The 22,843-nt window shown below is 54.4% G+C and carries 21 protein-coding genes; 11 read left to right on the forward strand and 10 right to left on the reverse strand.

The genetic code is table 11. The features are described from left to right. The first annotated feature begins 31 nt into the window (after window positions 1-31). The 4 genes from atpG (at window position 32) to mgtE (ending at window position 4,370) form a co-directional block, all read left to right on the forward strand. On the forward strand, window positions 32-919 hold the full coding sequence (gene atpG, locus KUC_RS05895; protein WP_007112221.1) for a F0F1 ATP synthase subunit gamma: 888 nt from the start codon (window positions 32-34) through the stop codon (window positions 917-919). A 74-nt stretch (window positions 920-993) separates the two neighbouring features. Then, entirely contained in the window at window positions 994-2,373 is a 1,380-nt protein-coding gene (atpD, locus tag KUC_RS05900; protein ID WP_007112222.1) for a F0F1 ATP synthase subunit beta, read from the forward strand. A gap of 24 nt (window positions 2,374-2,397) precedes the next feature. Beyond that, complete coding sequence (locus tag KUC_RS05905) at window positions 2,398-2,826, forward strand: F0F1 ATP synthase subunit epsilon (protein ID WP_007112223.1); 429 nt, start codon at window positions 2,398-2,400, stop codon at window positions 2,824-2,826. A gap of 155 nt (window positions 2,827-2,981) precedes the next feature. Then, window positions 2,982-4,370, forward strand: coding sequence for a magnesium transporter (gene mgtE, locus KUC_RS05910; protein WP_007112224.1), 1,389 nt, complete (start codon window positions 2,982-2,984; stop codon window positions 4,368-4,370). Window positions 4,371-4,387: 17 nt separating this feature from the next. Here mgtE and KUC_RS05915 read toward each other — a convergent pair whose 3' ends face one another. The 7 genes from KUC_RS05915 to KUC_RS05945 are packed head-to-tail and all read right to left on the reverse strand — an operon-like array spanning window position 4,388 to window position 10,752. Continuing rightward, a complete protein-coding gene (locus KUC_RS05915; RefSeq protein ID WP_007112225.1) occupies window positions 4,388-7,225 on the reverse strand; it encodes a proton-conducting transporter transmembrane domain-containing protein in 2,838 nt (945 codons plus the stop codon). Further along, window positions 7,219-7,524 (reverse strand): NADH-quinone oxidoreductase subunit K, encoded by a 306-nt coding sequence (locus KUC_RS05920; protein WP_007112226.1) that lies wholly within the window; start codon window positions 7,522-7,524, stop codon window positions 7,219-7,221. Before KUC_RS05920 ends, KUC_RS05915 begins: the two co-directional genes overlap by 7 nt. Further along, window positions 7,521-8,441, reverse strand: a complete 921-nt coding sequence (locus KUC_RS05925) for a hydrogenase subunit MbhD domain-containing protein (protein WP_007112227.1) — start codon at window positions 8,439-8,441, stop codon at window positions 7,521-7,523. The genes KUC_RS05920 and KUC_RS05925 overlap by 4 nt, the downstream gene beginning before the upstream one ends. Further along, window positions 8,428-8,751 (reverse strand): monovalent cation/H(+) antiporter subunit G, encoded by a 324-nt coding sequence (gene mnhG, locus KUC_RS05930; protein WP_040479681.1) that lies wholly within the window; start codon window positions 8,749-8,751, stop codon window positions 8,428-8,430. Before mnhG ends, KUC_RS05925 begins: the two co-directional genes overlap by 14 nt. Further along, window positions 8,738-9,052 (reverse strand): MrpF/PhaF family protein, encoded by a 315-nt coding sequence (locus KUC_RS05935; protein ID WP_007112229.1) that lies wholly within the window; start codon window positions 9,050-9,052, stop codon window positions 8,738-8,740. Before KUC_RS05935 ends, mnhG begins: the two co-directional genes overlap by 14 nt. Next, window positions 9,027-9,572: a Na+/H+ antiporter subunit E gene (locus KUC_RS05940; protein ID WP_083825746.1), complete on the reverse strand. Its 546-nt coding sequence runs from the start codon at window positions 9,570-9,572 to the stop codon at window positions 9,027-9,029. Before KUC_RS05940 ends, KUC_RS05935 begins: the two co-directional genes overlap by 26 nt. Further along, window positions 9,562-10,752, reverse strand: coding sequence for a cation diffusion facilitator family transporter (locus tag KUC_RS05945; protein ID WP_007112231.1), 1,191 nt, complete (start codon window positions 10,750-10,752; stop codon window positions 9,562-9,564). The genes KUC_RS05940 and KUC_RS05945 overlap by 11 nt, the downstream gene beginning before the upstream one ends. A gap of 216 nt (window positions 10,753-10,968) precedes the next feature. On the opposite strand from KUC_RS05945, the gene KUC_RS05950 reads away from it, so the two are divergent. From KUC_RS05950 to nhaD, 5 genes are all read left to right on the forward strand, one after another. Next, entirely contained in the window at window positions 10,969-11,769 is an 801-nt protein-coding gene (locus KUC_RS05950; protein ID WP_007112232.1) for an undecaprenyl-diphosphate phosphatase, read from the forward strand. A gap of 41 nt (window positions 11,770-11,810) precedes the next feature. Further along, entirely contained in the window at window positions 11,811-12,986 is a 1,176-nt protein-coding gene (locus KUC_RS05955; protein WP_083825747.1) for an FAD:protein FMN transferase, read from the forward strand. Window position 12,987: 1 nt separating this feature from the next. Beyond that, the gene (gene glmU / locus KUC_RS05960; protein ID WP_007112234.1) at window positions 12,988-14,358 is read left to right on the forward strand and encodes a bifunctional UDP-N-acetylglucosamine diphosphorylase/glucosamine-1-phosphate N-acetyltransferase GlmU; all 1,371 of its coding nucleotides are present in this window, start codon (window positions 12,988-12,990) and stop codon (window positions 14,356-14,358) included. Window positions 14,359-14,524: 166 nt separating this feature from the next. Further along, the gene (gene glmS / locus KUC_RS05965; protein WP_007112235.1) at window positions 14,525-16,366 is read left to right on the forward strand and encodes a glutamine--fructose-6-phosphate transaminase (isomerizing); all 1,842 of its coding nucleotides are present in this window, start codon (window positions 14,525-14,527) and stop codon (window positions 16,364-16,366) included. A gap of 159 nt (window positions 16,367-16,525) precedes the next feature. After that, entirely contained in the window at window positions 16,526-17,992 is a 1,467-nt protein-coding gene (gene nhaD / locus KUC_RS05970; protein ID WP_040479684.1) for a sodium:proton antiporter NhaD, read from the forward strand. 89 nt (window positions 17,993-18,081) lie between these two features. On the opposite strand, the gene KUC_RS05975 is transcribed toward nhaD, so the two are convergent. From KUC_RS05975 to KUC_RS05985, 3 genes are all read right to left on the reverse strand, one after another. Then, window positions 18,082-18,681, reverse strand: coding sequence for a CBS domain-containing protein (locus KUC_RS05975; protein WP_040479688.1), 600 nt, complete (start codon window positions 18,679-18,681; stop codon window positions 18,082-18,084). 110 nt (window positions 18,682-18,791) lie between these two features. Then, complete coding sequence (locus KUC_RS05980) at window positions 18,792-20,198, reverse strand: ATP-binding protein (RefSeq protein WP_007112238.1); 1,407 nt, start codon at window positions 20,196-20,198, stop codon at window positions 18,792-18,794. Beyond that, window positions 20,195-20,875 (reverse strand): response regulator, encoded by a 681-nt coding sequence (locus tag KUC_RS05985; RefSeq protein ID WP_007112239.1) that lies wholly within the window; start codon window positions 20,873-20,875, stop codon window positions 20,195-20,197. The genes KUC_RS05980 and KUC_RS05985 overlap by 4 nt, the downstream gene beginning before the upstream one ends. 202 nt (window positions 20,876-21,077) lie before the next feature. Between KUC_RS05985 and KUC_RS05990 the strand changes: the two genes are divergently transcribed. Further along, window positions 21,078-22,028: a GNAT family N-acetyltransferase gene (locus KUC_RS05990; RefSeq protein ID WP_244264741.1), complete on the forward strand. Its 951-nt coding sequence runs from the start codon at window positions 21,078-21,080 to the stop codon at window positions 22,026-22,028. A 196-nt stretch (window positions 22,029-22,224) separates the two neighbouring features. Beyond that, a partial coding sequence (locus KUC_RS19065; RefSeq protein WP_244264742.1) for a c-type cytochrome occupies window positions 22,225-22,843 on the forward strand: 619 nt, incomplete at its 3' end.

Below are 22,843 nucleotides of genomic sequence, written 5' to 3' on the forward strand. Positions count from 1 at the left end.
TCTGAGAGCCACGAACGAAGGGTAGATCGCTATGGCAGCTGCAAAAGAGATACGCACCCAGATCGGGAGCATTAAAAATACGCAGAAGATTACCAGCGCCATGGAAATGGTGGCTGCATCGAAAATGCGTAAAGCGCAAGATCTGATGAGAGCTAGTCAGCCTTACGCTAAGCAGATCCGTAATGTGGTCGGCCACATTGCCGACGCCAACCCCGAGTACAAGCACGACTATATGGTCGAGCGTAGCGAGGTTAAGCGTGTTGGTTACATCGTGGTCTCCACAGACCGTGGTCTGTGCGGTGGCTTGAACCACAACCTCTTCAAAGCCTTACTCAAACAGGCCAGTGAGTGGAAAAAGCAGGGCGCAGAGCAGGATTTTTGTGCCCTGGGCGCCAAGGCCAGCACCTTTTTCCGCAATTACGGTGGCAATTTGGTGGCGGCGAAGAGCGGTTTAGGCGAGGCCCCGTCCGTTGAGGGGTTGATTGGCAGTATTAAGGTCATGCTCGAAGCGTACGATGAAGGACGTCTCGACCGGCTTTACGTGGTGCACAACGAGTTTGTTAACACCATGACGCAAAAGCCAGTGGTTCGTCAGCTTCTTCCACTGTCGCCTGATATGGGCGCAGACGCTGAGCAAGACGACGAAAACGCCCGTCCCGGAAGCTGGGACTACCTGTATGAACCGGATGCCAAGGCGTTGCTCGATAGCCTGTTGGTTCGTTTCATCGAATCGCAGGTGTATCAGGCGGTAGTGGAAAACGGCGCTTGTGAACAAGCTGCCCGAATGATCGCTATGAAAAGTGCCACTGACAACGCAGGCGGCCTGATCGACGATCTGGAGATGGTCTACAACAAGGCCCGTCAGGCCGCCATCACCCAGGAAATTTCTGAGATCGTCGGCGGTGCTGCTGCCGTATAACGCCTAGGGAGCCGACTCTTTGAAGTGGCTCCCGGCAGACAGGTTTCATTTGCAGGTTTTAGAGAGGAACCAAGATGAGCGGACGTATCGTACAAATCATCGGCGCGGTGATTGACGTAGAGTTTCCGCGGGACTCTGTGCCCAAGGTCTACGACGCGCTGAAGGTCTCCGATGTTGAGACTATCCTCGAAGTCCAGCAGCAGCTGGGCGACGGCGTGGTGCGCACCATCGCCATGGGCTCCACTGAGGGCTTGAAGCGTGGCATGGACACGACCAGCACAGGTGCCGCTATTTCCGTACCGGTAGGTAAGGAAACGCTGGGCCGTATTATGAACGTACTCGGCGAGCCGATTGATGAAGCAGGACCGATCGGCGAGCAAGAGCGTATGCCGATCCACCGCAAAGCACCTGGCTATGCTGACCAAGCGGCCTCTAACGAGCTGCTGGAAACCGGTATCAAGGTTATCGACTTGGTCTGCCCGTTTGCTAAGGGTGGTAAAGTCGGCCTGTTCGGCGGCGCCGGTGTGGGCAAAACCGTTAACATGATGGAGCTAATCCGCAACATCGCCACCGAGCACAGCGGCTACTCTGTATTCGCCGGGGTCGGTGAGCGTACGCGTGAGGGTAATGACTTCTATCACGAAATGACTGAATCCAACGTTATCGATAAGGTATCGCTGGTTTACGGTCAGATGAACGAGCCCCCGGGTAACCGTTTGCGCGTAGCGTTGACCGGCTTGACCATCGCTGAGAAATTCCGTGATGAAGGCCGCGACGTTCTGCTGTTCGTTGATAACATCTACCGCTACACACTGGCGGGCACCGAAGTATCTGCCCTGCTGGGTCGTATGCCATCAGCGGTAGGTTATCAGCCGACACTGGCTGAAGAGATGGGTGTTTTGCAGGAGCGTATTACATCGACGAAAACCGGTTCAATCACCTCCGTACAGGCCGTTTACGTGCCTGCGGATGACTTGACCGATCCGTCGCCGGCGACCACCTTCTCGCACCTGGACGCTACCGTGGTATTGGCGCGTTCTATCGCCGAACTGGGTATCTACCCGGCGATCGACCCGCTGGACTCCACCTCGCGTCAGTTGGATCCGCTGGTCGTCGGTGAAGAGCACTACGCCACCGCTCGCGGTGTGCAGAACGTTCTTCAGCGCTACAAAGAACTCAAGGATATTATCGCCATTCTGGGTATGGACGAGCTGTCTGATGAAGATAAGCTGGCCGTTTCCCGGGCACGTAAAATCCAGCGCTTCTTGTCGCAGCCGTTCTTCGTGGCCGAAGTATTTACTGGTTCACCCGGTAAGTATGTCTCACTGAAAGACACCATCAGTGGCTTCCAGGGCATTCTCGCTGGCGAATACGATGATATGCCGGAACAGGCCTTCTACATGGTCGGCTCCATCGACGAAGCCGTCGAGAAAGCCAACCAGATGAAGAAGTAATCCCGTCCATTAGGGGGATTCGCTATGGCGAATAGCTTTACTTGCAATATCGTCAGCGCTGAAGCATCGATCTTCTCAGGTACCGTTGAGCAGGTGATTGCTTCCGGGATGATGGGTGACCTGGGCATTTTGCCGGGTCACGCTCCGCTGCTGACCGAGCTTCAGCCGGGTCCGGTTCGCGTGATTCACGATGATGGCAAGGAAGATAACTTCTTTGTCTCGGGTGGCTTCATGGAAGTCCAGCCGGATGTGGTGACGATTCTGGCTGATTCTGCATCGCGTGCCAGCGACCTCAACGAGGCTGCTGCCGAAGAAGCGCGTCTGCAGGCGCTGAAAGCCTTTAATGAGAAGTCAACGGAGCTCGATTATACTCGCGCTGCCGCTGAACTTGCCGAAGCCGTTGCCCAGCTGCGAACGATTCAGCAGTTGCGTAAAAAGGCGGGTAAAGGCTAACACCCACGCATTTAGCGTGTGTCCAACGCCCCTTAAACCCGTATCAGGGTTTAAGGGGCGTTTTTTTGTTGGGTAGTATGCTAGTAAGTAGGTGGAATTAAGCCGTATGTTAAATTAACTCGGTAGTAACGTGGGTAAGCGTGAAGGGGAGAGCCATGGCACTGAATGATGAAAGCCTGCAGGAATTAAAAGCCGAACTGCTCGACGAGCTGGCCAAGGAAGCCCCGAGTAAAACGGTGCTCTCTTTGCGTTTGGCCGAAACCCGCTCCGCGGATATCGGTGAAGTGCTCGAAGAGATGATTGAAGATGACGAAGAGCTGTCTGCTGCGCTCTTGCTGTTGGATATCCTCTCTGCCGAACGTGCCGCCAACGTGCTGGGCTATTTGCCCGGTGAGAGCCAGCTTGAGGTGGTCGGGCAGCTGGATGACAGCCAGGTACTCAAGCTGCTGGAGGAGATGGGCTCGGACGAACGTGCCGACCTGTTTAACCTACTCAGTGAAGATCGCCGTGAAGCGCTGCTGCGTCGTATGGCCCACCGTGAGCGTGAAGCTCTCAAGCGGCTTGCCAGCTACGAAGAGGGCACCGCAGGCGCCATTATGACCTCTGACTATGTGGCCATAGCCAGTGGCATGACGGTGTCGCAAGCGATGATGCGGGTACGCCAAACCGCTCCCGATGCAGAAACGGTTTACCAACTATATATCCTTGATAGCGATGGGCAACTGATCGGTACCATGTCGCTGCGCCAACTGATGGTGGCGCGTCCTGGTGCCATTGTTGATGACATTATGATCAAAGATGTTATTAGCACACGAGTCGATAATGCCCAGGAAGATGTCGCACGTATTGTAGCGAAGTACGATCTGTTAGCGCTGCCGGTGATCGATGCGGATGGTCGTATGGTGGGGATTGTGACTCACGATGACGCCATGGACGTAGCCGAATCTGAGGCCACCGAGGATTTCCACAAAGGGATGTCGATCGGCCAGCTAGAAGATGGTGTTAGCCGGGTACGGCTGTGGAGTCTTTACCGCAAGCGGGTGTTTTGGCTGGTGCTGCTGGTATTTGCCAACCTATTCTCAGGTGCTGGTATTGCCTACTTTGAAGAGACCATTGCCGTTCATGTCGCGCTGGTGTTCTTTTTACCGTTGCTTATCGGGAGTGGTGGTAACGCCGGTGCTCAGGCAGCCACGCTAATGGTTCGCGGTATGGCGACCGGCGACGTAGGTGTCAAAGATTGGGGAAAACTGCTCGGCCGCGAGCTACTCGTCGCCGGGTCATTAGGCATCACTATGGCCATAGCGGTAACGCCTATTGGCATCATGCGTGGGGGCGAAGCGTTGGCGATGGTGGTCGCCTTTAGCATGGTCACTATCGTGCTGTTTGGTAGCCTGCTGGGGATGTGTCTTCCGTTTGTGCTAGAGCGTTTTAAGGTCGACCCTGCGACGGCTTCAGCACCGCTTGTGACAACGCTTATTGACGCTTCAGGGGTAGTGATCTACTTCAGCATTGCCACCCTTATTCTAACTGATGTATCGATGTAGCTATGCAACATATGTAGCTATGCGTTTATGACGTATAGGTAGATGATTATAAAGATAGCTGAGACGATTGCCACTATGAGACCGATAACTGTCCAGTGGCGCGACTTGCGTTCCACCACCCAGGCAGGCCGGAAGCGGCTTGCCTGGTGCCAGGGTAGCGGTGGAATAGACGGTAGCCTAAACGGCGGGATAGTGAGGATAGCGCGCAAATAGACAATCGCCACCGCTAAGCCCCCACTGATCGAAACTATCCCTAACGCGGTTAGGTTTGCCGCTAGCCAACTGCCTGGGTATGGCAACCACCAAAGCCATATAAGTGGCACTAACCAGGCGCTGGAACACAGCACGAACCAACCACACCACAACCAGCCGTTTGCTTCAGGCTCAGTGCTAAGATTGGCAGGAGGTTGTTGCTTAAGCAGCCAACCAAAACGCAACATTGCACCTGCAGTGGCAAGACTAGCAAGCGTCAGCAGGTCTCCCGCAAAGCCTTGGGCATTGATTGCCAGGGTTAACCAACTCTTAATATACAGCCCGCCACTAAACGGAGCGCCAATCAGGGTTAACGCAGATACCGCCATGCCACTACCGATTAGCTGGCGATGCCCCCTCGACAGTTTTCCCCATTGCCCCGCACCTATAAATAGAGCCGATTTGGCCAAACCATGGCTAACCACTAACAGCATCAGGGCGGTTCGCAGTGCACCATTCTCTGGCAGCCATAGCAGTGCTCCCAAACCAGCGGAAAGCAGCCCTATTTGACCTACGCTCGACCAAGCCAACACCGTTTTAGGTGATTTCGAACAAGCCCCGCGGAGTCCTCCATATAATGCCGCTAACACTCCCCAATAAAACAGCATTTGACCAGCAGCGATGCCCGAAGCACTTTCAGGGGTTAATCGCAGTACCCCCAAAACCCCCAATTTTATCATCACTCCAGAAAGTAACGCACTGGCCAAGGCGGGTGCCGCTGGGTGGGCGATGGGCAGCCAGCCGTGAACGCCTAACATGCCCGACTTAATCGCCATACCGCTACCAATAAGCAGCGCGGTACCTGTTGAGAGTGTGGCAAAGGTGGTCTGCTCAAATGCCAGTGTTCCCTGCAGTGCGATGCTGGCGGTGGCCGCGAATAGCAGCACTTCGGCAACCAGCATCATAGCTAAATACGTGCGTGCTGCCTGGGGTGTTGAAGCAGTGGTGCCGTGAAGTATCAGTAGCCAACCCAATACCCCCAACCAGGCAAGTGCGGTATAGAATGTCAGCCACTCTTGGGAGGTAAGTGCAACAATGTGCAGCAGGGCGCTTAGCCATAGCACTACGCTGAAAAAGCGTGTGGGCGGTGACGGGCTCCTATATTGCCAGAAGAGTATCAATGGCCAGATTATCAGTGCAGGAAAAGCGAAAAAGCGTGTGGTGCGATCCATACCAGGCAGAGAAAAATAGCCATGCTGTGCTAACAATATAATACCGATACCCCACACCAAGCCGCCAAGCAGTAGGGGAATGAGTGCTGGTACGCAATTAGGCGTCGTTTTTGGGCGGCTGCTGGGTGCAGGGCGAAGAGCAATCGCCATTACCCGGGTTAAGTAAGCAGCGGTAAGCAGTGTGCCAAGCAGAAAGGCCGTAGCACTTAGCCAGCGTTGCTGCTCCCAAAGCCCAATAAAAAGCCACCATTTGCCAACAAAACCACCGCTGGGTGGCAGACCCACCAAGCTTGCCGCTGAGAGCGCAAACGCTACCCATAACCAGGGGAATCGATGAGCACTGCCGGTAAACTGCTGGAGCTGGTCGCTTTGGTGATAAGCCACTAAGTAGCCTGCTGTTATAAACAGCCCGGCTTTAGCCACACCATGGGCAACCAGTAGCGTGGTAGCGCCTTGTAGCGCCAATGGGTAAGCGCTGGCATCAGGTGCAAGGCTCAATACCAACAGCGCATAGCCCATCTGAGCAATCGTTGAGTAGGCAATCAGACGCTTCAGCTGCGTCTGTTGTAGCGCGTTAATGCCACCCCACACAATCGAAAGACTACCTAGAAAGGCAAAGAACGGCTGCATTCCCAGTGCTTTAAATGGCCCTTGCCATAGTTGCCATAGCCAATAAAGCGCAACGGCGACGACCACCGCTGACAACATAGCACTCACCGAAGGAGAGGCGCGGGAGTGGGCTTGGGGTAACCAGCTGTGCAAAGGCACCAGCGCGGCTTTCATCATCAGCCCAAGCGTTATGCACAGTGCGGCGATGGCATGCAGAGTGTCCGCTGATGCTCGTTGGCTAAGTAAGTCGATATCCAGCGTGGCATGGGTGCCATACATAAGCCCCACCCCCAGTAGATAAAGTAGCGACGCAATGAGCGCCACCAGCAGATAGCGAAGTGCGGAAAAGCCGTAAGGGTCTTTGGGCGACAGCGCCACTAAACCAGCGGCGCTCAGGGTTAATAGTTCAAGCGCCACATAAACATTAAATAAGTCACGGGAAAGCCATAGGGTGTTAAGTGCCGCCCACATTAACCACCACAGCGTCCAGTACTCGCGTTGTTTTGCCCGTTCAGCGTAGGCCGTTAGGCCTGCGGTGCAGGCAACCACCGTTGTTAAGCTGAGCAGCGCCAGTGTAGAGGGCGCTAGTGCCCAGCGTATGCCGATGGGTAAGGCCCAACCACCTAGTTGCCATTCGGGACTAACTCCCAGATGCCAAGCCCCAAGAATATTACCCAATGTAATCAGGGGTAGCCCAACGAATAGCTGATGCTTTACTCGAATAAGCCGGATAAACGCTGCTAGGCAAAGTAGGAGTGGGAGAATCACCAATAGCACAGGTATAACGCCAATGGCTAAACCAAAAGCGTGTAGTGTCAACATGGTGGTTCCCGGCGGTAGCGACGTAAATAGAGCGCTAGCACGACGGCGGTGGTGCTCACAGAGACGACAATCCCCGTTAGCACCAATGCGTGGGGAATTGGATCAATTCCATCGGCTGTTCGTGCAGTGAGCACGAGCAGCAAAAACACCGCGCTGGAGAGTATATTAACGGCCAACAGGCGACGAATCAGATGGCGAGCGGTAAACACGCTTACCAGAGACATTGCCACTAGCAGAGCGCCGAGCAGGGCGAAAAGCGCGTCGCTGGTCAGCGCTATATCGGTAAAGAGAAGACTCATTGCCGCGTTCCTGGTCGCCCAAATAGATAAAATGTCATTAGCATGAGCGCAATAGAGAGCGCCGTGGCTACTTCAATGGCAATAATAAAGTAGCTGGCGAATCGCGGAGGCAAGCCATAAAGCGTACCGGTGATAAGAAAACCGCTTAGCGCGGTGGCTAGAAAGAACAGCAGTCCTGCCGCCAACAGCCAGCGCAGAAGCAGGTTATAAGCGTGCTGGTGCATCCACGCGATACTACCTGTCAGTAGCAGTAATACGCCCCCTGCTCCAAGTACGGCCCCCGCAGGAAAGGCGCCACCCGGGGCGTGAGCTCCCTGCCAAAGAAAATAGCTGAACGTTAACAAAAATAGAGGGTGTAGCCAGCGTGCTAGCGTCGGCAGTCCAGGGTAGTGGTTGTTCAGGGGCGGGGGAGGTATGGCTTTTTGCAATGACCAAATCGCAGCAACCGCGCAAAGCATAACGGCAACTTCCAACAAGGTATCCATACCGCGCAGGTTCAGCAGAATGGCAGTCACGGCGTGCTCTGCGCCGCTATCGGCAAGCACCGCGGTGACTTCGTTGACTAAACCCGGTTTTGGAAGCGATACCACGGCTATCCATAATAAGCCTGTTATGAACAGCACGAGAACGGAGATGGCAAGCGTCCGTCTTGATAGGCCACTGCCGATTGATTGAAGGCTGTGCTGAGAAGCAGGTAGTTGTCCTGCTACGGTAAGTAGCAAGGCACCGGTAATGCCAGCCCCAATGGCGGCTTCTGCCAGCGCTACATCAGGGGCATCTAAACGCACCCAAATAAGCGCCATTACCAAGCCGAAGGCCATTAAATTGGCGATAGCGCGAAACAAGCCGGGTAGCAGCAGGCACTGCCCCGCAGTGGCTAGCGCTGCCAGGGCGAGCAGCAAGTCAACGACCAGCATGGGTGTCCTCATCATCACGCCGCGGGGCGGGGCCATGGCGAAGGGCGGAGGAAGCAATCAGCGTCGCACCGGTACTTGAGGCTAGCAGAATCAGTCCCCAAATCAGCACTATTTTAAGGGCGACGGCGATACTGCTGGCTTGCACGGCAAGACCAATACAGATCAGCCCTAAACCAACGTTGTCGGCTTTGGTTAAGGCGTGCAGGCGGGCATACACATCGGGAAAGCGCAGTAGTCCCAAGGTACTGGCGATAAAGAAAGGCAGGCCAAGTAAAATAAGTCCAGTACCCAGCAGCTCACGCATCGTCATCGAGCTCCTCTCGCTTGGGCGGATGGTGCCGAACAACGAAATTAGCGGTACCTAATGCCGCCAATAGCGCAAATAGCAGCGCAATATCGACCAGGGCAGGTAGGGTAAAAAAGGCGCTAAACAGCAGTGTAATGGCTAACGCTGAGGTAGTGAAAAATTCCACGGCCAGCATACGGTCAGCGCTGGTGGGTCCACGGTAGAGGCGCCAGAGCGCTATCATGGCATTAGCAAGTAGTACGGCACTAGCAAGCAGGTAAACGATTCGCAGCCACCCTTTAAGGTTGATATTCCGTAGGCCCATGGGTCAAACCATAGAGCCCAGCGATACGGCTTTCAAGCAACTTAAGTTGGTACTCAACGTGAGGGTGGTGGTGGAGGATGTGAATATAGAGTGCGTCACCCCTAATGCGTAGTGTCAACGTACCAGGCGTTAGGTTGACTAGGTTAGCCATCAGCAATTGTTGAGGAGGTTGCTTTAGCAGGCGAAAACAGTAGGTGTGGGTTAGAGTATTGGCATGATAACGCTGGCTGATTGCCAGCTTGGCGACTTCCAGAGCTCCCTTTAAGCTGGATTTCAGCATAAAACCAATGAAAAGGGGAAGTTTCCACCAGCGTAACTGCCTCGGCCATGTCGCCACACTGACAGGGGCACAGAGTGCTATGACGAGCGCCAGTGCAACGCCTATCCATAGGCTACCTTTCCCTTCCGTAAGCACCCACCATAGGCCGCTGTAGAGTAGCGTACGCAATAGCAACGCTTGCCAGGGTGGTGGCTGCCACCTTCCCAGCCATCCGGTTAATCTTTTGGATCTAAGAAGCATTACTGGCAGCACGGGTGATAAACAGCACTTCCACGTGACCTAGCCACTCGATATCGCTAGCCAGCGCTTTTAGCTGGCTGGCAAGGCACTGGGGGGGCTGATTAACCGCGTCATCAATGATCAGCGATACCGAGACCTTATCTTCCAAGTAGTGCAACTGAAGCTCGTTCAGCGTGCGCCATACCGGATGCTTATACCAGCGCGCATCCAGGGCGGCCTCTACTTCTGGTCGTAGCGGTAACCCCGGCAGACGGCTGGGGTCACCCGCTCCGGCGTCGTCTTCGGGGTCAACGTGGAAAATAACATCGGTGAGCGCGGGGAATTCATGGCGTAACCGGCGGCTCACTTCGTTACCGATTTCATGAGCTTCCGAAACGGTAATCTTAGGCCCGACCACTACGTGGAGGTCGACCATTACCCAGCCAGCCGACTGGCGCGTGCGCAGATCGTGGACACTATCCACACCCGGCACGCTGCAGGCAACGTCGTGCATTTGGTTTTGCGCATCCACCGGTAGCGCGGTATCCACTAACTCCCGAGCGGACTCCCACAGCAAGTCCAAACCTACCTTGCCGACTAATAAACCCACGATAATGGCGGCTACGGCATCCAGCCAACCCAAACCGAACTGGGCTCCCACCAAGGCCACCAGCACCACGGCGGTGGATAATGCATCGCTGCGTGAGTGCCAGGCGTTGGCTTCGAGTAATTTTGACTTTACCCGCTTGGCGACCCGCATGGTGTAGCGGAAAATCCACTCTTTGCTAAATAGCGCAATGACGGTAATCACAATCGCCAGCGCGCCAGGGGCGTTAACGTCGGTGCCGCTAAACAGCCGATCCAGGCTCGACCAGGCAATCGCGCCAGCCACGAAAATCAGCACGCTTCCCAGTAGCAGTGTCGTGAGGGTTTCGATTCGTCCGTGACCATAGTGGTGGTCTCTATCGGGCTCTTGGCGTCCGTAGTGAATGGCAGCCAGGACAAAGCCGTCGGTGACTAAATCAGATAGGGAGTGAATACCGTCGGCGATCAACGCCGCTGAACCGACCATAAAGCCGATCGTGACTTTTACGATGCTCAATAGAGCATCTAACCACGCACCGATGTAGGTGACACGCTTGGCATCTTGGCTAAGTCGCGCTTGGTCGTGAACCACTGGCGTTTCGATGGTCTGAGTCATGGGTACCTTGCAAGGACGCACGCATTCAATAGATGCCTATTGTAGCGCACTCCTTATATCCTCTATAGCCTCCACTGCGTTCAAGCTGTGAAACGCCTCCTTTGAGTGTCAGTGGCGGTTAGTGTCAGCAAAGCCAATGGCGGACAATGAATTAGCGGATGTGTATCCTTAAGCGCCATTGCAAACATTAAATAGTTTCTATACACAGGATTTTTTATGGATTGGCTCCAGGTGGTGGTGTTAGCGGTTGTTCAGGGAATCTCCGAATTTTTACCCGTTTCAAGCTCTGCTCACCTGATTTTGGTGCCTGTTTTGACAGATTGGCAGGATCAAGGCTTAGCCTTTGATGTGGCACTGCATTTAGGCAGTCTCTCCGCGGTCATCATCTATTTCAGGCACGAAATCTGGCAAATGATCACCAGCAGCCTGGCCGCCATCGGGGGGAAAGGCGTCAACGAGGATGCGCGGCTCGCCTTTTGGGTGACATTGGCCACTATCCCCGTGGGTATTATTGGCTTACTGCTGCACGATGTTATTTCTCACTATATGCGCTCTACGCTGATTATCGGCGTTAGTTTAATTGGTTTCGGTCTATTGTTGGGGTATGCGGATTGGCGTAAGCAGGGTACGCGAAGCGAGTACCAGCTGCGTTTAAAGGATGTTCTGATTATTGGCGGCGCCCAGGCGCTGGCGCTAATTCCGGGGGCATCGCGCTCAGGGATTACCATTACGGCGGCACTAATGGTGGGGATGAGCCGTGAAGGGGCAGCGCGCTTCTCTTTTTTACTGTCGATCCCAGTGATTGTGTTGGCGGGAGGCTTAGAAGCAGTGGGGCTGCTAAGCGCCCCACAGTCGATTGATTGGTCAGCGATGCTAGTGGGAACCCTGCTATCGGGGGTAAGCGCGTATTTGTGTATTCACTACTTCCTGGTGCTCATAAAAAAATTAGGAATGCAGCCCTTTGTCATTTATCGCGTGCTGTTCGGCGCCTGGCTGCTGTGGTTTTTTCATTTTTAAGTGCGTCATTTTTAAGTGCTTCATTTTTAGGCAAGGCAACGATGAAAAAAATTAAACAGAAATTGGCTGGTGAACGCAGTACAAGGTGGCGCCGTACATTGATCGTGATGGGCTCGCTGCTGGGCTTAGCGATGGGCGTGGCAGGCTGCTCAGAGAGTGATCGTCCGCTGGAGCCTCCGGTACGCTTTGATGGCAATATTTTTGGCACCTTCTATCAGGTAACCATTATGGATCCGCTCACTTTGGGCGAGTCTCTTGATTTGGAAGAGGGTTTCAAAGCAGAGCTGGAAAGCGTTGACCAGGCGATGTCCACCTACCGTGATGATGCCGAACTGATCGCTTTTAACGAGGCCCCGCTGGAAGAGTGGCAGCCGCTCTCCAATGAGCTTATTGAGGTATTGGCGATTAGCCAGTCAGTCGCTGAAGCCAGCCACGGTGCTTTTGATATTACTGTGGGCGACTTGGTTAATTTGTGGAGTTTCGGGCCCGGCGCGAGGACTGAAGTGGAGCCTTCCGATGATGTTCTCGCCGAGCAGCTTACCCAGGTAGGCTTTGACGCCCTAGAGATCGATAGCCAAAATATGCAGGCGCGGCGTACCCGCGATGTATTTGTTGATCTTTCCGGTGTGGCAAAAGGCCATGCCACCGACCGGGTAGCCGCTTACCTGAATCAGCAGGGCATAGAGCACTACTTGGTCAATTTAGGCGGTGATCTGATTGCACGTGGCCTGCGCGATGAAGAAGAGCAAACGCCTTGGCGTATTGGTATTGAGGTACCCGAGGATGGCCAGCAGCGTGCCCAGCATATTATTCCGCTAGAGAGCATGTCGGTGGCTACTTCTGGTGACTACCGCAACTATTTTGAAGTGGATGGTCAGCGCTTCTCCCACACCATTGATCCGCGTACGGGGCGGCCGGTGACCCACCAGCTTGCGTCGGTGTCTGTTTTCCACCCCTCCAACGCCTGGGCGGATGCCTGGGCGACAGCGCTACTGGTGGTGGGCGAAGAAGACGCTATACAGATGGCGCTCGATAATAGCCTTAAAGTATTAATGCTAGTCCGTGAGGGTGACGAATGGCGGAGTATCGCCAGCCCTGAATTTATTGATTACTTTGGTGAGACCTTGGTGAACGAGTTGGGCATTGAACAATTTTCCACCTCTCCATCACCAACCACCAACACAGCGCCCGCCGTCCAACCGGTAACAGGTGAATAACATGCAAGAACTGGATATTGTCATTCTCGCTGCGGGTAAAGGCACGCGGATGAATTCGCAAATTCCTAAAGTGCTCCACCCCTTGGCGGGCAAACCCATGGTTCAGCATGTGCTGGATACAGCCTCTGGGTTGCAGCCTGACCGGACTCATGTCGTGATTGGCCATGGTGCTGACCAGCTGCGCGAAGCGCTGGCAGAAAATTCAGTGCAGTTTGCCGTGCAGGCCGAGCAGAAGGGCACCGGGCACGCGGTGGCTCAAGCGCTTGAGCAGTTGGGCAGCGGCAAGGTGTTAATCCTTTACGGCGATGTACCGCTGCTGCAGCGGGAATCCTTAAGCGAGCTATTGGCCCATGTGGATGAACAGCACATGGGACTATTGACGGTAACGCTAGCCGAGCCTACCGGCTATGGGCGGATTGAGCGCAACGATGCAGGCGATGCGGTGGCGATTGTTGAGCAAAAAGATGCCAGCAGTGCCCAGCTTGCCATCACCGAATGCAATACCGGCATTATGGCCATGACCAGCGGTCAGCTAAAACGCTGGTTGCCGCAGCTTTCATCTAATAATGCCCAGGGTGAATACTACCTAACCGATGTAATAGCCATGGCAGCGGCAGAAGACATCAAAGTGTGCACTGTCCAACCGGCCACCGCCGTCGAAGTAGAAGGCGTTAACAACCGGGCACAAATGGCCCGCCTGGAGCGCGTTTATCAACGCCAATTGGCCGACAAGTTAATGGCGCAGGGGGTGGCTCTTGCCGACCCTGAACGGCTCGATGTTCGCGGGCGTTTAACCTGCGGGCACGATGTATTTATTGATGTGGGCTGCGTGTTTGAAGGCGAAGTTGAATTAGGTGAAGGCGTTCGGGTTGGCCCCTACTGTGTCATCAAAAACAGCACCATTGGTGCGCAAAGCGTGATAGACACCCATAGTGTAATAGAAGGCACCGTGGCAGCGGGACTAAACCAGATTGGCCCCTTTGCGCGGTTACGTCCCGGTACGCGAATGGCGGTAAAAGCCAAGGTGGGCAATTTTGTTGAAACCAAAAACGCTGATGTGGGAGAGGGCAGTAAGATTAATCACTTAAGCTATGTCGGCGATGCTCATTTAGGGCGGGATGTGAATGTGGGAGCAGGCACTATTACCTGTAACTACGACGGAGCTAATAAACACCGTACTGATATTGGCGATAATGCATTTATTGGCTCCAACTCTGCGTTGGTAGCACCTGTTACGATAGGCAAAGGCGCCACTGTCGGGGCTGGATCTACGATTGCTAAAGATGTCACCGACTACGCTTTGGCAGTAACCCGAGGCCGCCAGTTAGAAAAAATTGATTGGCTGCGCCCCAGCAAGCGGACAGAGCCATAGTACTTTGATGAATAGTACTTTAAATAGTATTAAAAATAGTTCTAAACATCGTTCAAAGAATCATTAAAAAGCCGTATTCATATACCTATGCCGTCGATTTATCTTTCTGCGCATTGGTTGAGTCGCTTATTTGAAGTGCTCTGGTTAATAACCTAGGAGAGTGATCATGTGTGGCATTGTAGCCGCCGTTGCCCAGCGCAACGTCCAAGAAATCCTATTAGAAGGGCTAAGGCGCCTGGAGTATCGCGGCTACGATTCGGCCGGTATGACGGTGTTCAGTGATGGGGTATTAACTCGTCATCGTGCGCTTGGAAAAGTGGCGGCGCTTGCCGCGGAGTTGGATAAGGCCGCGCTGCCGGGTTTTTCGGGCATAGCGCACACCCGCTGGGCAACTCACGGTAAACCCTCAGAAGCTAATGCACACCCGCATCATAGTGGTAGCCAGGTTCATGAAAACCAAGTTGCCGTTGTTCACAATGGCATTATTGAGAACTATGAGGCAATAAAAGATAACCTGCAGCGCAGTGGCTATGAGTTTAGCTCCGAAACTGACACCGAAGTGATTGCTCACTTACTTTCCGAAAAGCTGGCCGATGGGCTCACCCTGTTTGATGCTACGCAGCAGATCGTTAACGGCTTAGGCGGCGCCTACGCGCTGGGGGTAATGAGTGCCAAAGAGCCAGGGGTGGTGGTTGGCGCTCGCCAGGGTAGCCCACTGGTGATTGGTGTGGGAATTAATGAAGCCTTTTTAGCCTCTGACCCGCTGGCGCTGCTGCCGGTGACGGATCGCTTTATTTACCTTGAAGAGGGCGACCTGGTTGAGCTGCGTGAGCAGGGCGCCATTCGCATTGTAGATCGCCACGGTAACGACGTAGAGCGCCCTATCCATACCTTTGAGCACGGTGATGGCGCGGCCAGTAAGGGCGAGTATCGCCACTATATGCTCAAGGAAATTTTTGAGCAGCCGACGGTTATTGAGGCGGCATTAGAGGGGCGGCTGAGCGCTCAAAGCGTATTAGTGGAGAGCTTTGGCCCGGATGCACTGGCGCTTTTCCAACGTACTCGCCACGTGCATATCATCGCTTGCGGTACCAGCTACCACGCGGGGCTGGTGGCACGTTACTGGCTAGAACGGTATGCAGGTGTGCCGGTGCAGGTCGAGGTTGCCTCCGAGTATCGCTACCGCCACCCGGTCGTGCCTGAAGGAACGCTATTTGTCACCCTCTCCCAATCTGGCGAAACCGCCGATACGCTGGCCGCACTGCGCTTTGCTAAAACCCTTAACTATGCGGGGTCGCTGGCGATCTGTAATGTACCCGGTAGTTCGCTGGTGCGTGAATCTGATATCACGTTAATGACCCGTGCAGGTCCTGAAATTGGCGTTGCCTCCACCAAAGCCTTTACCACCCAGCTAGTGGCGTTAATGCTGCTAACGCTTTCAGTGAGTAAAGCCAAAAGCCAGGTCGAATACCCGGATATAATCGCCGCGCTGCGCACGCTGCCAGAAGTGTGTCAGCGGGTGCTAGCGCTGGATAGCCAGATCGAAACGCTTTCCCAGGCGTTTGCTGATAAACATCATGCACTCTTCTTGGGGCGCGGGGCTCAATATCCGATTGCCCTTGAGGGGGCGCTGAAACTCAAAGAGATTTCCTATATCCATGCCGAGGCGTACCCCGCCGGGGAGTTAAAGCATGGCCCGCTGGCGCTAGTGGACAGCGAAATGCCGGTGATCTCGGTCGCACCCAACGATGATCTGCTTGAAAAGCTTAAATCCAACCTTCAGGAAGTTCGCGCCCGCGGCGGCCAGCTGTTTGTGTTTGCCGATGAGAGCGTGGGTATCGAGGGTCAGGAAGATATTCGCGTACTGACCTTGCCACACGTGCATGAAGCGCTGGCTCCGCTGCTGTATACCCTGCCGCTACAGCTATTGAGTTACCACGTAGCAGTGCTCAAAGGCACCGATGTAGATCAGCCCCGAAACCTGGCTAAAAGTGTGACGGTGGAGTGATTAAGGTGTCAGACTTTAAATTTAGTTAAGCCAATAAACACACGTTACAAGATGCGGCAATTAGCCGCATCTTATGCGCAGCCGTTGCGTTGCAGCATGTGGTTAGGGTGCTTATGATCGTGGCGGTCTTTTCTCCCTCCTGCATTGGATAACATTGTTATGAAACCACCAAACGTCCTCGTAACCCGGCATTATGCTAGCCGGGTCGCTTGGCTGTTGCTTGCCTGCTGTCTTTTCGTTTTTCCCTCTCTTTCTTATGCCGCCGCCGGGCCCCTTGATCTTACTCTTTCGCTTGCCGGTATCTCTTCTGTCGTGATCTTCGTGCTCGCCTACGCGTTGGTGATGAGTGAAGAGCTACTGCATATGCGTAAGTCTAAGCCGGTACTGGTCGCGGCGGGGCTTATCTGGGGGCTAGTGGCTTGGGTTTATGTACAAGCGGGGATGCCGCAAGAGGCGGAAATTGCCTTCCGTGAAACGCTGCTTGAATACGCCGAGCTGCTGCTGTTTTTGCTGGTTGCGATGACCTATATCAACGCCATGGAAGAACGTCGCGTATTTGATGCGCTGCGCTCTTGGCTAGTGCGCAAAGGTTTTAGCTACCGCACTTTGTTCTGGATTACCGGTGTGATGGCCTTCGGCATTTCGGCGATCGCCAATAATATGACCACCGCCATGCTGATGTGCGCCGTGGTGCTGAAAGTGGCCGAGGGGGATAATAAGTTTATCGGCCTTTGCTGCGTCAACGTGGTGGTAGCCTCAAACGCGGGCGGTGCCTTTAGCCCGTTCGGCGATATCACCACGCTAATGGTGTGGCAGGCAGGCCAAGTACCGTTTGAAGGCTTCTTCGCGCTGCTGCTTCCCTCGGTGGTTAATTTTATGGTGCCTGCGGTCATCATGAACTTCTTTATCGTCAATCGTCAGCCTGCATCGCTTAAAGAGAACGTTTGGCTCAAGCGCGGGGCGCGGCGGATTATCGTGCTGTTTTTGCTCACCGTGGCCATCTCGGTACTCTGCCACTCTGTGCTGTATTTACCCCCCGCCATGGGCATGATGTTTGGTTTAGGACTACTGCAGTTCTTTGGCTACTACCTCCGTCGCAGCCTGCCGCGCTCGCTTGAACGCAAACGGGAGCGCTACTCCCGCCGGGGCGATTGGAAGAAGTTGGAGCAGCTTGGTAGCGTGGTCCCCTTTGATATTTTTAGCCGTATTGCGCGCTCAGAGTGGGATACGCTGCTGTTCTTCTACGGGGTGGTGATGTGCGTGGGTGGCCTTGGCTTCATGGGTTATCTCGGCCTGCTTTCTGAAACGCTCTACGGTAGTTGGAACCCGGTGTGGGCTAACGTGGTGCTGGGGCTTATCTCGGCGGTAGTCGATAACATCCCGGTGATGTTCGCGGTACTCTCCATGGCCCCGGATATGTCCGAAGGTAATTGGCTGCTAATCACACTAACCGCAGGTGTGGGGGGCAGTTTGCTCTCGATGGGCTCTGCTGCGGGCGTTGCCCTTATGGGCCAGGCACGCGGCATCTATACCTTTGCCGTTCACCTACGCTGGGTGCCCGCTATTTTATTGGGTTATATCGCCAGCATTGCCGCGCATCTCTGGATTAACGGCGCGTTGTTTTAAACTCTGTATAGCAAACTGAAAACGCCCCTCACTGTGTAACCAGTGGGGGGCGTTTCTAGGTGTAAATTAAATTGGTTAACAATCAGTCGTTATAGGTCGTGGCCGGTAATGACCTGGCAAATCTCCGCAAAGCTCTTCGCTCTAGGGACTGGGTTAATCTCTTTATCCACCGCACTCTGTATATCGCTGGCTGAAATAAGGCCGCGAATTCTAAGTTCATGGTTATCGTTTTGCTCGGTGATTAACAGGTGTTGCTCGGTGAAGGTCTCCATTGATATCACCAAGTCCTCAATTGTCAGCGAGGCGAGTTGGGCGACGGGCATGGCGCTAAGCTTGTGCCATGGGGTCATAATCATTTCCGCCGTTATATCTTCACGCGAGAGATTGCGCTGCTGCATGGCTAAATTAATACGCCGAGTGCCAATCATCTCTTTTGAGGTAATAATGCCGACACAGTGCGCTTGGTGATCCATGACGAATAGCAGTCTTACACCGCTAAAACGCATCTTAAGGTGTGTTTCGTCGATGGGGGTATCGGCATCAACCGATTGAGGCGCTACTTGGGAAAAATCGGTCAGCACGGTCATGGCAGGGCTGGTGGGCAGTAGCCGCCGCGCTGCAGGCTTGGTCAGCAGTGGCGCTGAGCCCAGTTGAATTAAGGGTTTAGCCGAAAAGGTGACTTGGTTCATCAGGGTACCTCCGTGTGGAGAAAAGGGCGAGCCGTTGGTATCTGGCTCACCATGCAACTCCACAGTTGCATGCAATTCTTATCGCAACCTTAAGAGACCCAAAAATAGCGTTATCTTGCTGACAGCAGCGACGGTTGCTCACAGAGAGGTGGTAGAACAATCCGTACGCGCAATCCTCCGCTAGGGGCGTCATCAAGCTGTAGGGAGCCGCCGTGACGCGTAACCAGTCGCTCAACGATGGAAAGCCCTAACCCAGAGCCAGCGCTGGGGCCTGCGCGCTGAAAACGCTCAACGACTTTTTTACGCTCATTGATGGGTATACCGGAACCCTGATCATCCACTATTAGCTGAAAGCCCGAGGGTGTCGTCGCCAGTGTGATACTGATCACGCTCTGGTTAGGCGAGTGCTGGATGGCGTTACCGACCAAATTCTGCACCAGCGTTTCAATGGCGCCAGGCTCTTCTAACATCGACCAATCCGCCTGCTCTTCGGCGTTGAGCAGCAACTGCTGTTCGCGTTCTGCGGCCAGTGGAGAAAGTTTGGCCAGAGTTTCACGCACTTCACTAAGTAGATGGCTAGTGCGGTACTCGGGGCGTGCCTCTTCTTCAGGCTCAAGGCGGGCCAGCGTCAATAGCTGGGTGACCAAGCGGGTAGCTCTTGCGACACCATCGCGCAGGTGGTTAAGTGCCTCCTGACGATCTTCGCGGCTGTCGGTGGTCAGGGCGTTCTGAGCGTGTAGGTCGAGTACCGCTAAGGGCGTGCGTAGCTCATGGGCGGCATCAGCAATAAAACGCTTTTCGCGCACGCGCATTATGCGGATTCGTTCTAATAGACGGTTAAGTGCTCCAGCGATGGTATCTAACTCTTGGGGCAGTGGGCTAAGCGTTAAGGGCTGCAAATTATGCGGGTCACGATTGCGAATTTGTTCGGCCATGCGCGATAGCGGTGCTAACCCCCAGCCTATTGACCACCACAGCAGGGCGGTGAGTAGTGGCAGGCCGATTAAGTCGGGCAGCAGGGTGCGTAGCGCTACCGCCCTGATCAGTTCGCCGCGGACGTCTTCCCGTTCGCTCACCACAATCCGCTGAGTGGCGTTAGCTATTTCGAGTACATAAATGCGCCATTCGGCTTCATCGATAGCGCGACTGGTGAAACCCGAGGGTATATCTGCCAGCGGCGATTCGGGGGCATTGGCCGAACGTAGCAGGAGACGACCCTGTTCCCAGAGTTGAAAGCCCAACTGGCTATCCGCACGGTATCCTGAAAAGCGGCGATTGGATCTCGCCGCGCCCCCAAGGGTATTTTCCAGACTGCTGAGCAGTGCGTCACGCGTCTCTTCCGGCAGCGGGGTTTGCAGCAAGCCTGCTAACAAGCGCGCGTCTTGTTCAAGACTGGCGTCGTATAACGCTTCAATTTCATGGGCAGCGTAGCGGTAGCTGATAAAGCCAATCGCCAGCATGCTAATACCAAACACCAGCAGCGCTAGCCCCAGGGTGCGTTGGCGAATAGAGCTCATGGGTGCTGTTCCTGATCGGCTTTATCCATGACATAACCAATGCCGCGCAGGGTGCGAATCAGGTGAGGAAAGAATTTGCGCCGCAGATGGTGCACATGCACCTCAATGGCATTGCTCTCTACATCTTCATCCCAGCCATAGATCAAGCGCGTTAGCGTATCGCGGGTGAATACCCGTCCAGGGTGGCTCATAAACTCTTGCAATAGGGTCAGTTCACGCCGTGATAACACCACCAGCTTGCCCTGGTAGCTAACCTGCATGGTTAAAGGGTCAAGGCGAATGCCACTGCACTCTAAGGCACTGTTGACTTGGTCGCTGCTACGTCGCAACAGGGCGCGCAGGCGGGCTTTTAATTCAGCGACCTCAAACGGCTTGGTTAAATAGTCATCAGCTCCCGCATCTAATCCCGCGATACGTTCGTCGACTGCATCCCGTGCAGTTAACACCAAAACAGGGACGCGATTGCCTTGGCGCCGCACGGCTTCCAGCACCTGCATGCCATCCATGCGTGGCAGCCCCAGGTCGAGAATGACCACATCAAAGGGTTCGCCTTCCTTTAATGCGGCCAGGGCGCTAACACCATCGCTAAGGTGATCCACCGTGAAGTTCTCGGGCTTCAATGCCAAGCGAATGCCCGAGGCTAAGCTCGGATCGTCTTCTACCAACAATATACGCATGGCGGTTTGTTTACTCCTTCAGAACAATTCCTTCAAAACGATTCCTTCAAAACGATTCCTTCAAAACGACTCTTTAAAAAACAATCGCCATCATGAAACCTTGAAATAAGCACTGACAAGGGTGGTGTGTAAAGGCTTAGGCCGTCAGGATGAGGTTATAAATTGTAGGCCAACAATTTACTACTCCTTCGGAGCGCTGCATTTGATTGAACCGCATCAGCACCACGCTATTTTTCCAGACGTAAGGCCATGCCCACCTACCCAGCGACGCGAGGCACTGCTGCAGCTTGCTGCCGCTCATGACCCTGAGCAGCAGGCGGCGCTCAGTACTGCTTTAAAGCGTATGTCGACTGCCTCAGACGAAGAGTGGCAGGGGCTATTGGTAAACTATCAGAAAGGGCAAATAAAAGACGCGATCTGGGCACAGCCTCTGCCAGAAAACATGGCGCAGCTGTGGTTACCGTTGCCCGGTGTGGAAGCAGAGCAAATCCACGTGCTGTTGCGTGCCGCCCACGCATGGGTAAAAACGCACAATATTCGCCTGTGCCACTTGGAGCTTTCTCCCCAGGCACCCGTATCAGAAGTGCTGTTAATGGAGCATGGCATGCAGCGCTTGGTCTGTTTGGAGCATTTGACCGGCAGCAGTCGCCGCCGCTTAGCGATGAATGAAGCGATACCGTTATCACTGCAGCCGCTTTGTGAGTTTTCCCAGGCAGAACAGCTAGCCCTATTGACCGCAGTGGGTCAGGGTTCTCTGGATAGCCGCCCCCTGCGTGACATACTCTCGGTTAAAGAGTTATTAGCTGGGTTTTATCAGCAGGATCCCCAAGCGCCACAGCACTGGTACGCCATTGGCTATCAAAACACCGTAGTGGGTGTGCTACTGCTTGCGCCGCGCCCGACGCTAGGCCGCTGGGAGCTTATGTTAATGGGACTAACACCGGATTGGCGTGGCAAAGGCTTGGGCCGTTCGCTGTTAAATAAAGCCCTCGAACTTGCCCAACAGGCCGGTGCCCAGGAAATGGTGCTGGGGGTTGATGACGTCAATTTACCGGCTAAACGGCTCTACCAGCAGGCCGGTTTTGTGCGCTATGCACAGCAGCGTTTATTAGCGTGGAAAGGTGGTGATGAGAGGGGCGAAGCGCCAAAATAAGGCTTAGATAGTACCTATGAATCACATAAGCGCGCTTAGTAGCATTTTCTTGCGCTTTGCGTTGCCGGTATACTAGTTCTATACGCGTGTCTTGGCATCTCGGCGGTGCATCGTTGATATTGGCGCTGCTGCGCATAGGGTTTGAGACAGAGGTTGAGAAAAAACGTTTTATGACAATACTCAAGAGGTGGTGAGAGTGAAAGCTAAGCTGATCATGAGCGGGCTGGCGGCCCTCGGCTTCATGGCGGGCACATCCAGTGTTTATGCCCAAGATGATGCCGCACGTGATGCGATTGCCGAGCGTTTGGCGCCGGTAGGGCAGCTCTGTTTACAAGGCCAGGACTGTGGTACTGCAGCGGCTCCTCCTAGCGATAGTAGCAGCGGCGGTGATATCGATGGTGAAGGCATCTACGGCAATGTGTGTAGCGCGTGCCATGAAACTGGCGCGGCGGGTGCACCGGTGCGGGGCGACGAAGCTGCCTGGGCAGAGCGCACGGAGCAAGGCTTTGCCACGCTGCTAGAGCATTCGATCAATGGTATTGGTGCAATGCCTGCTCGTGGTGGTAATCCCAACCTCTCTGATGAAGAGATGGAAGCGGTGACTGCCTATATGGTCGAGCCTGTCATGGAAGTGCCTGAATTAGGCGGTGGCGATGAAGCTGCTTCTGAAGAGTCAGCAACCGAAGAGGGAGCTGTTGAAGAAACCGCCGCTGCGGAAGATGAAGCAGCAATTGAAGAAACAGCGGTAGCCAGCGACGATGCGGCGAGTGAAGACGACGCGGCAGCCACTGAAGAAGCGAGTGGCGGGGGGGGGG

The sequence above is a fragment of the Vreelandella boliviensis LC1 genome (assembly GCF_000236035.1).
Taxonomy (GTDB): domain Bacteria; phylum Pseudomonadota; class Gammaproteobacteria; order Pseudomonadales; family Halomonadaceae; genus Vreelandella; species Vreelandella boliviensis.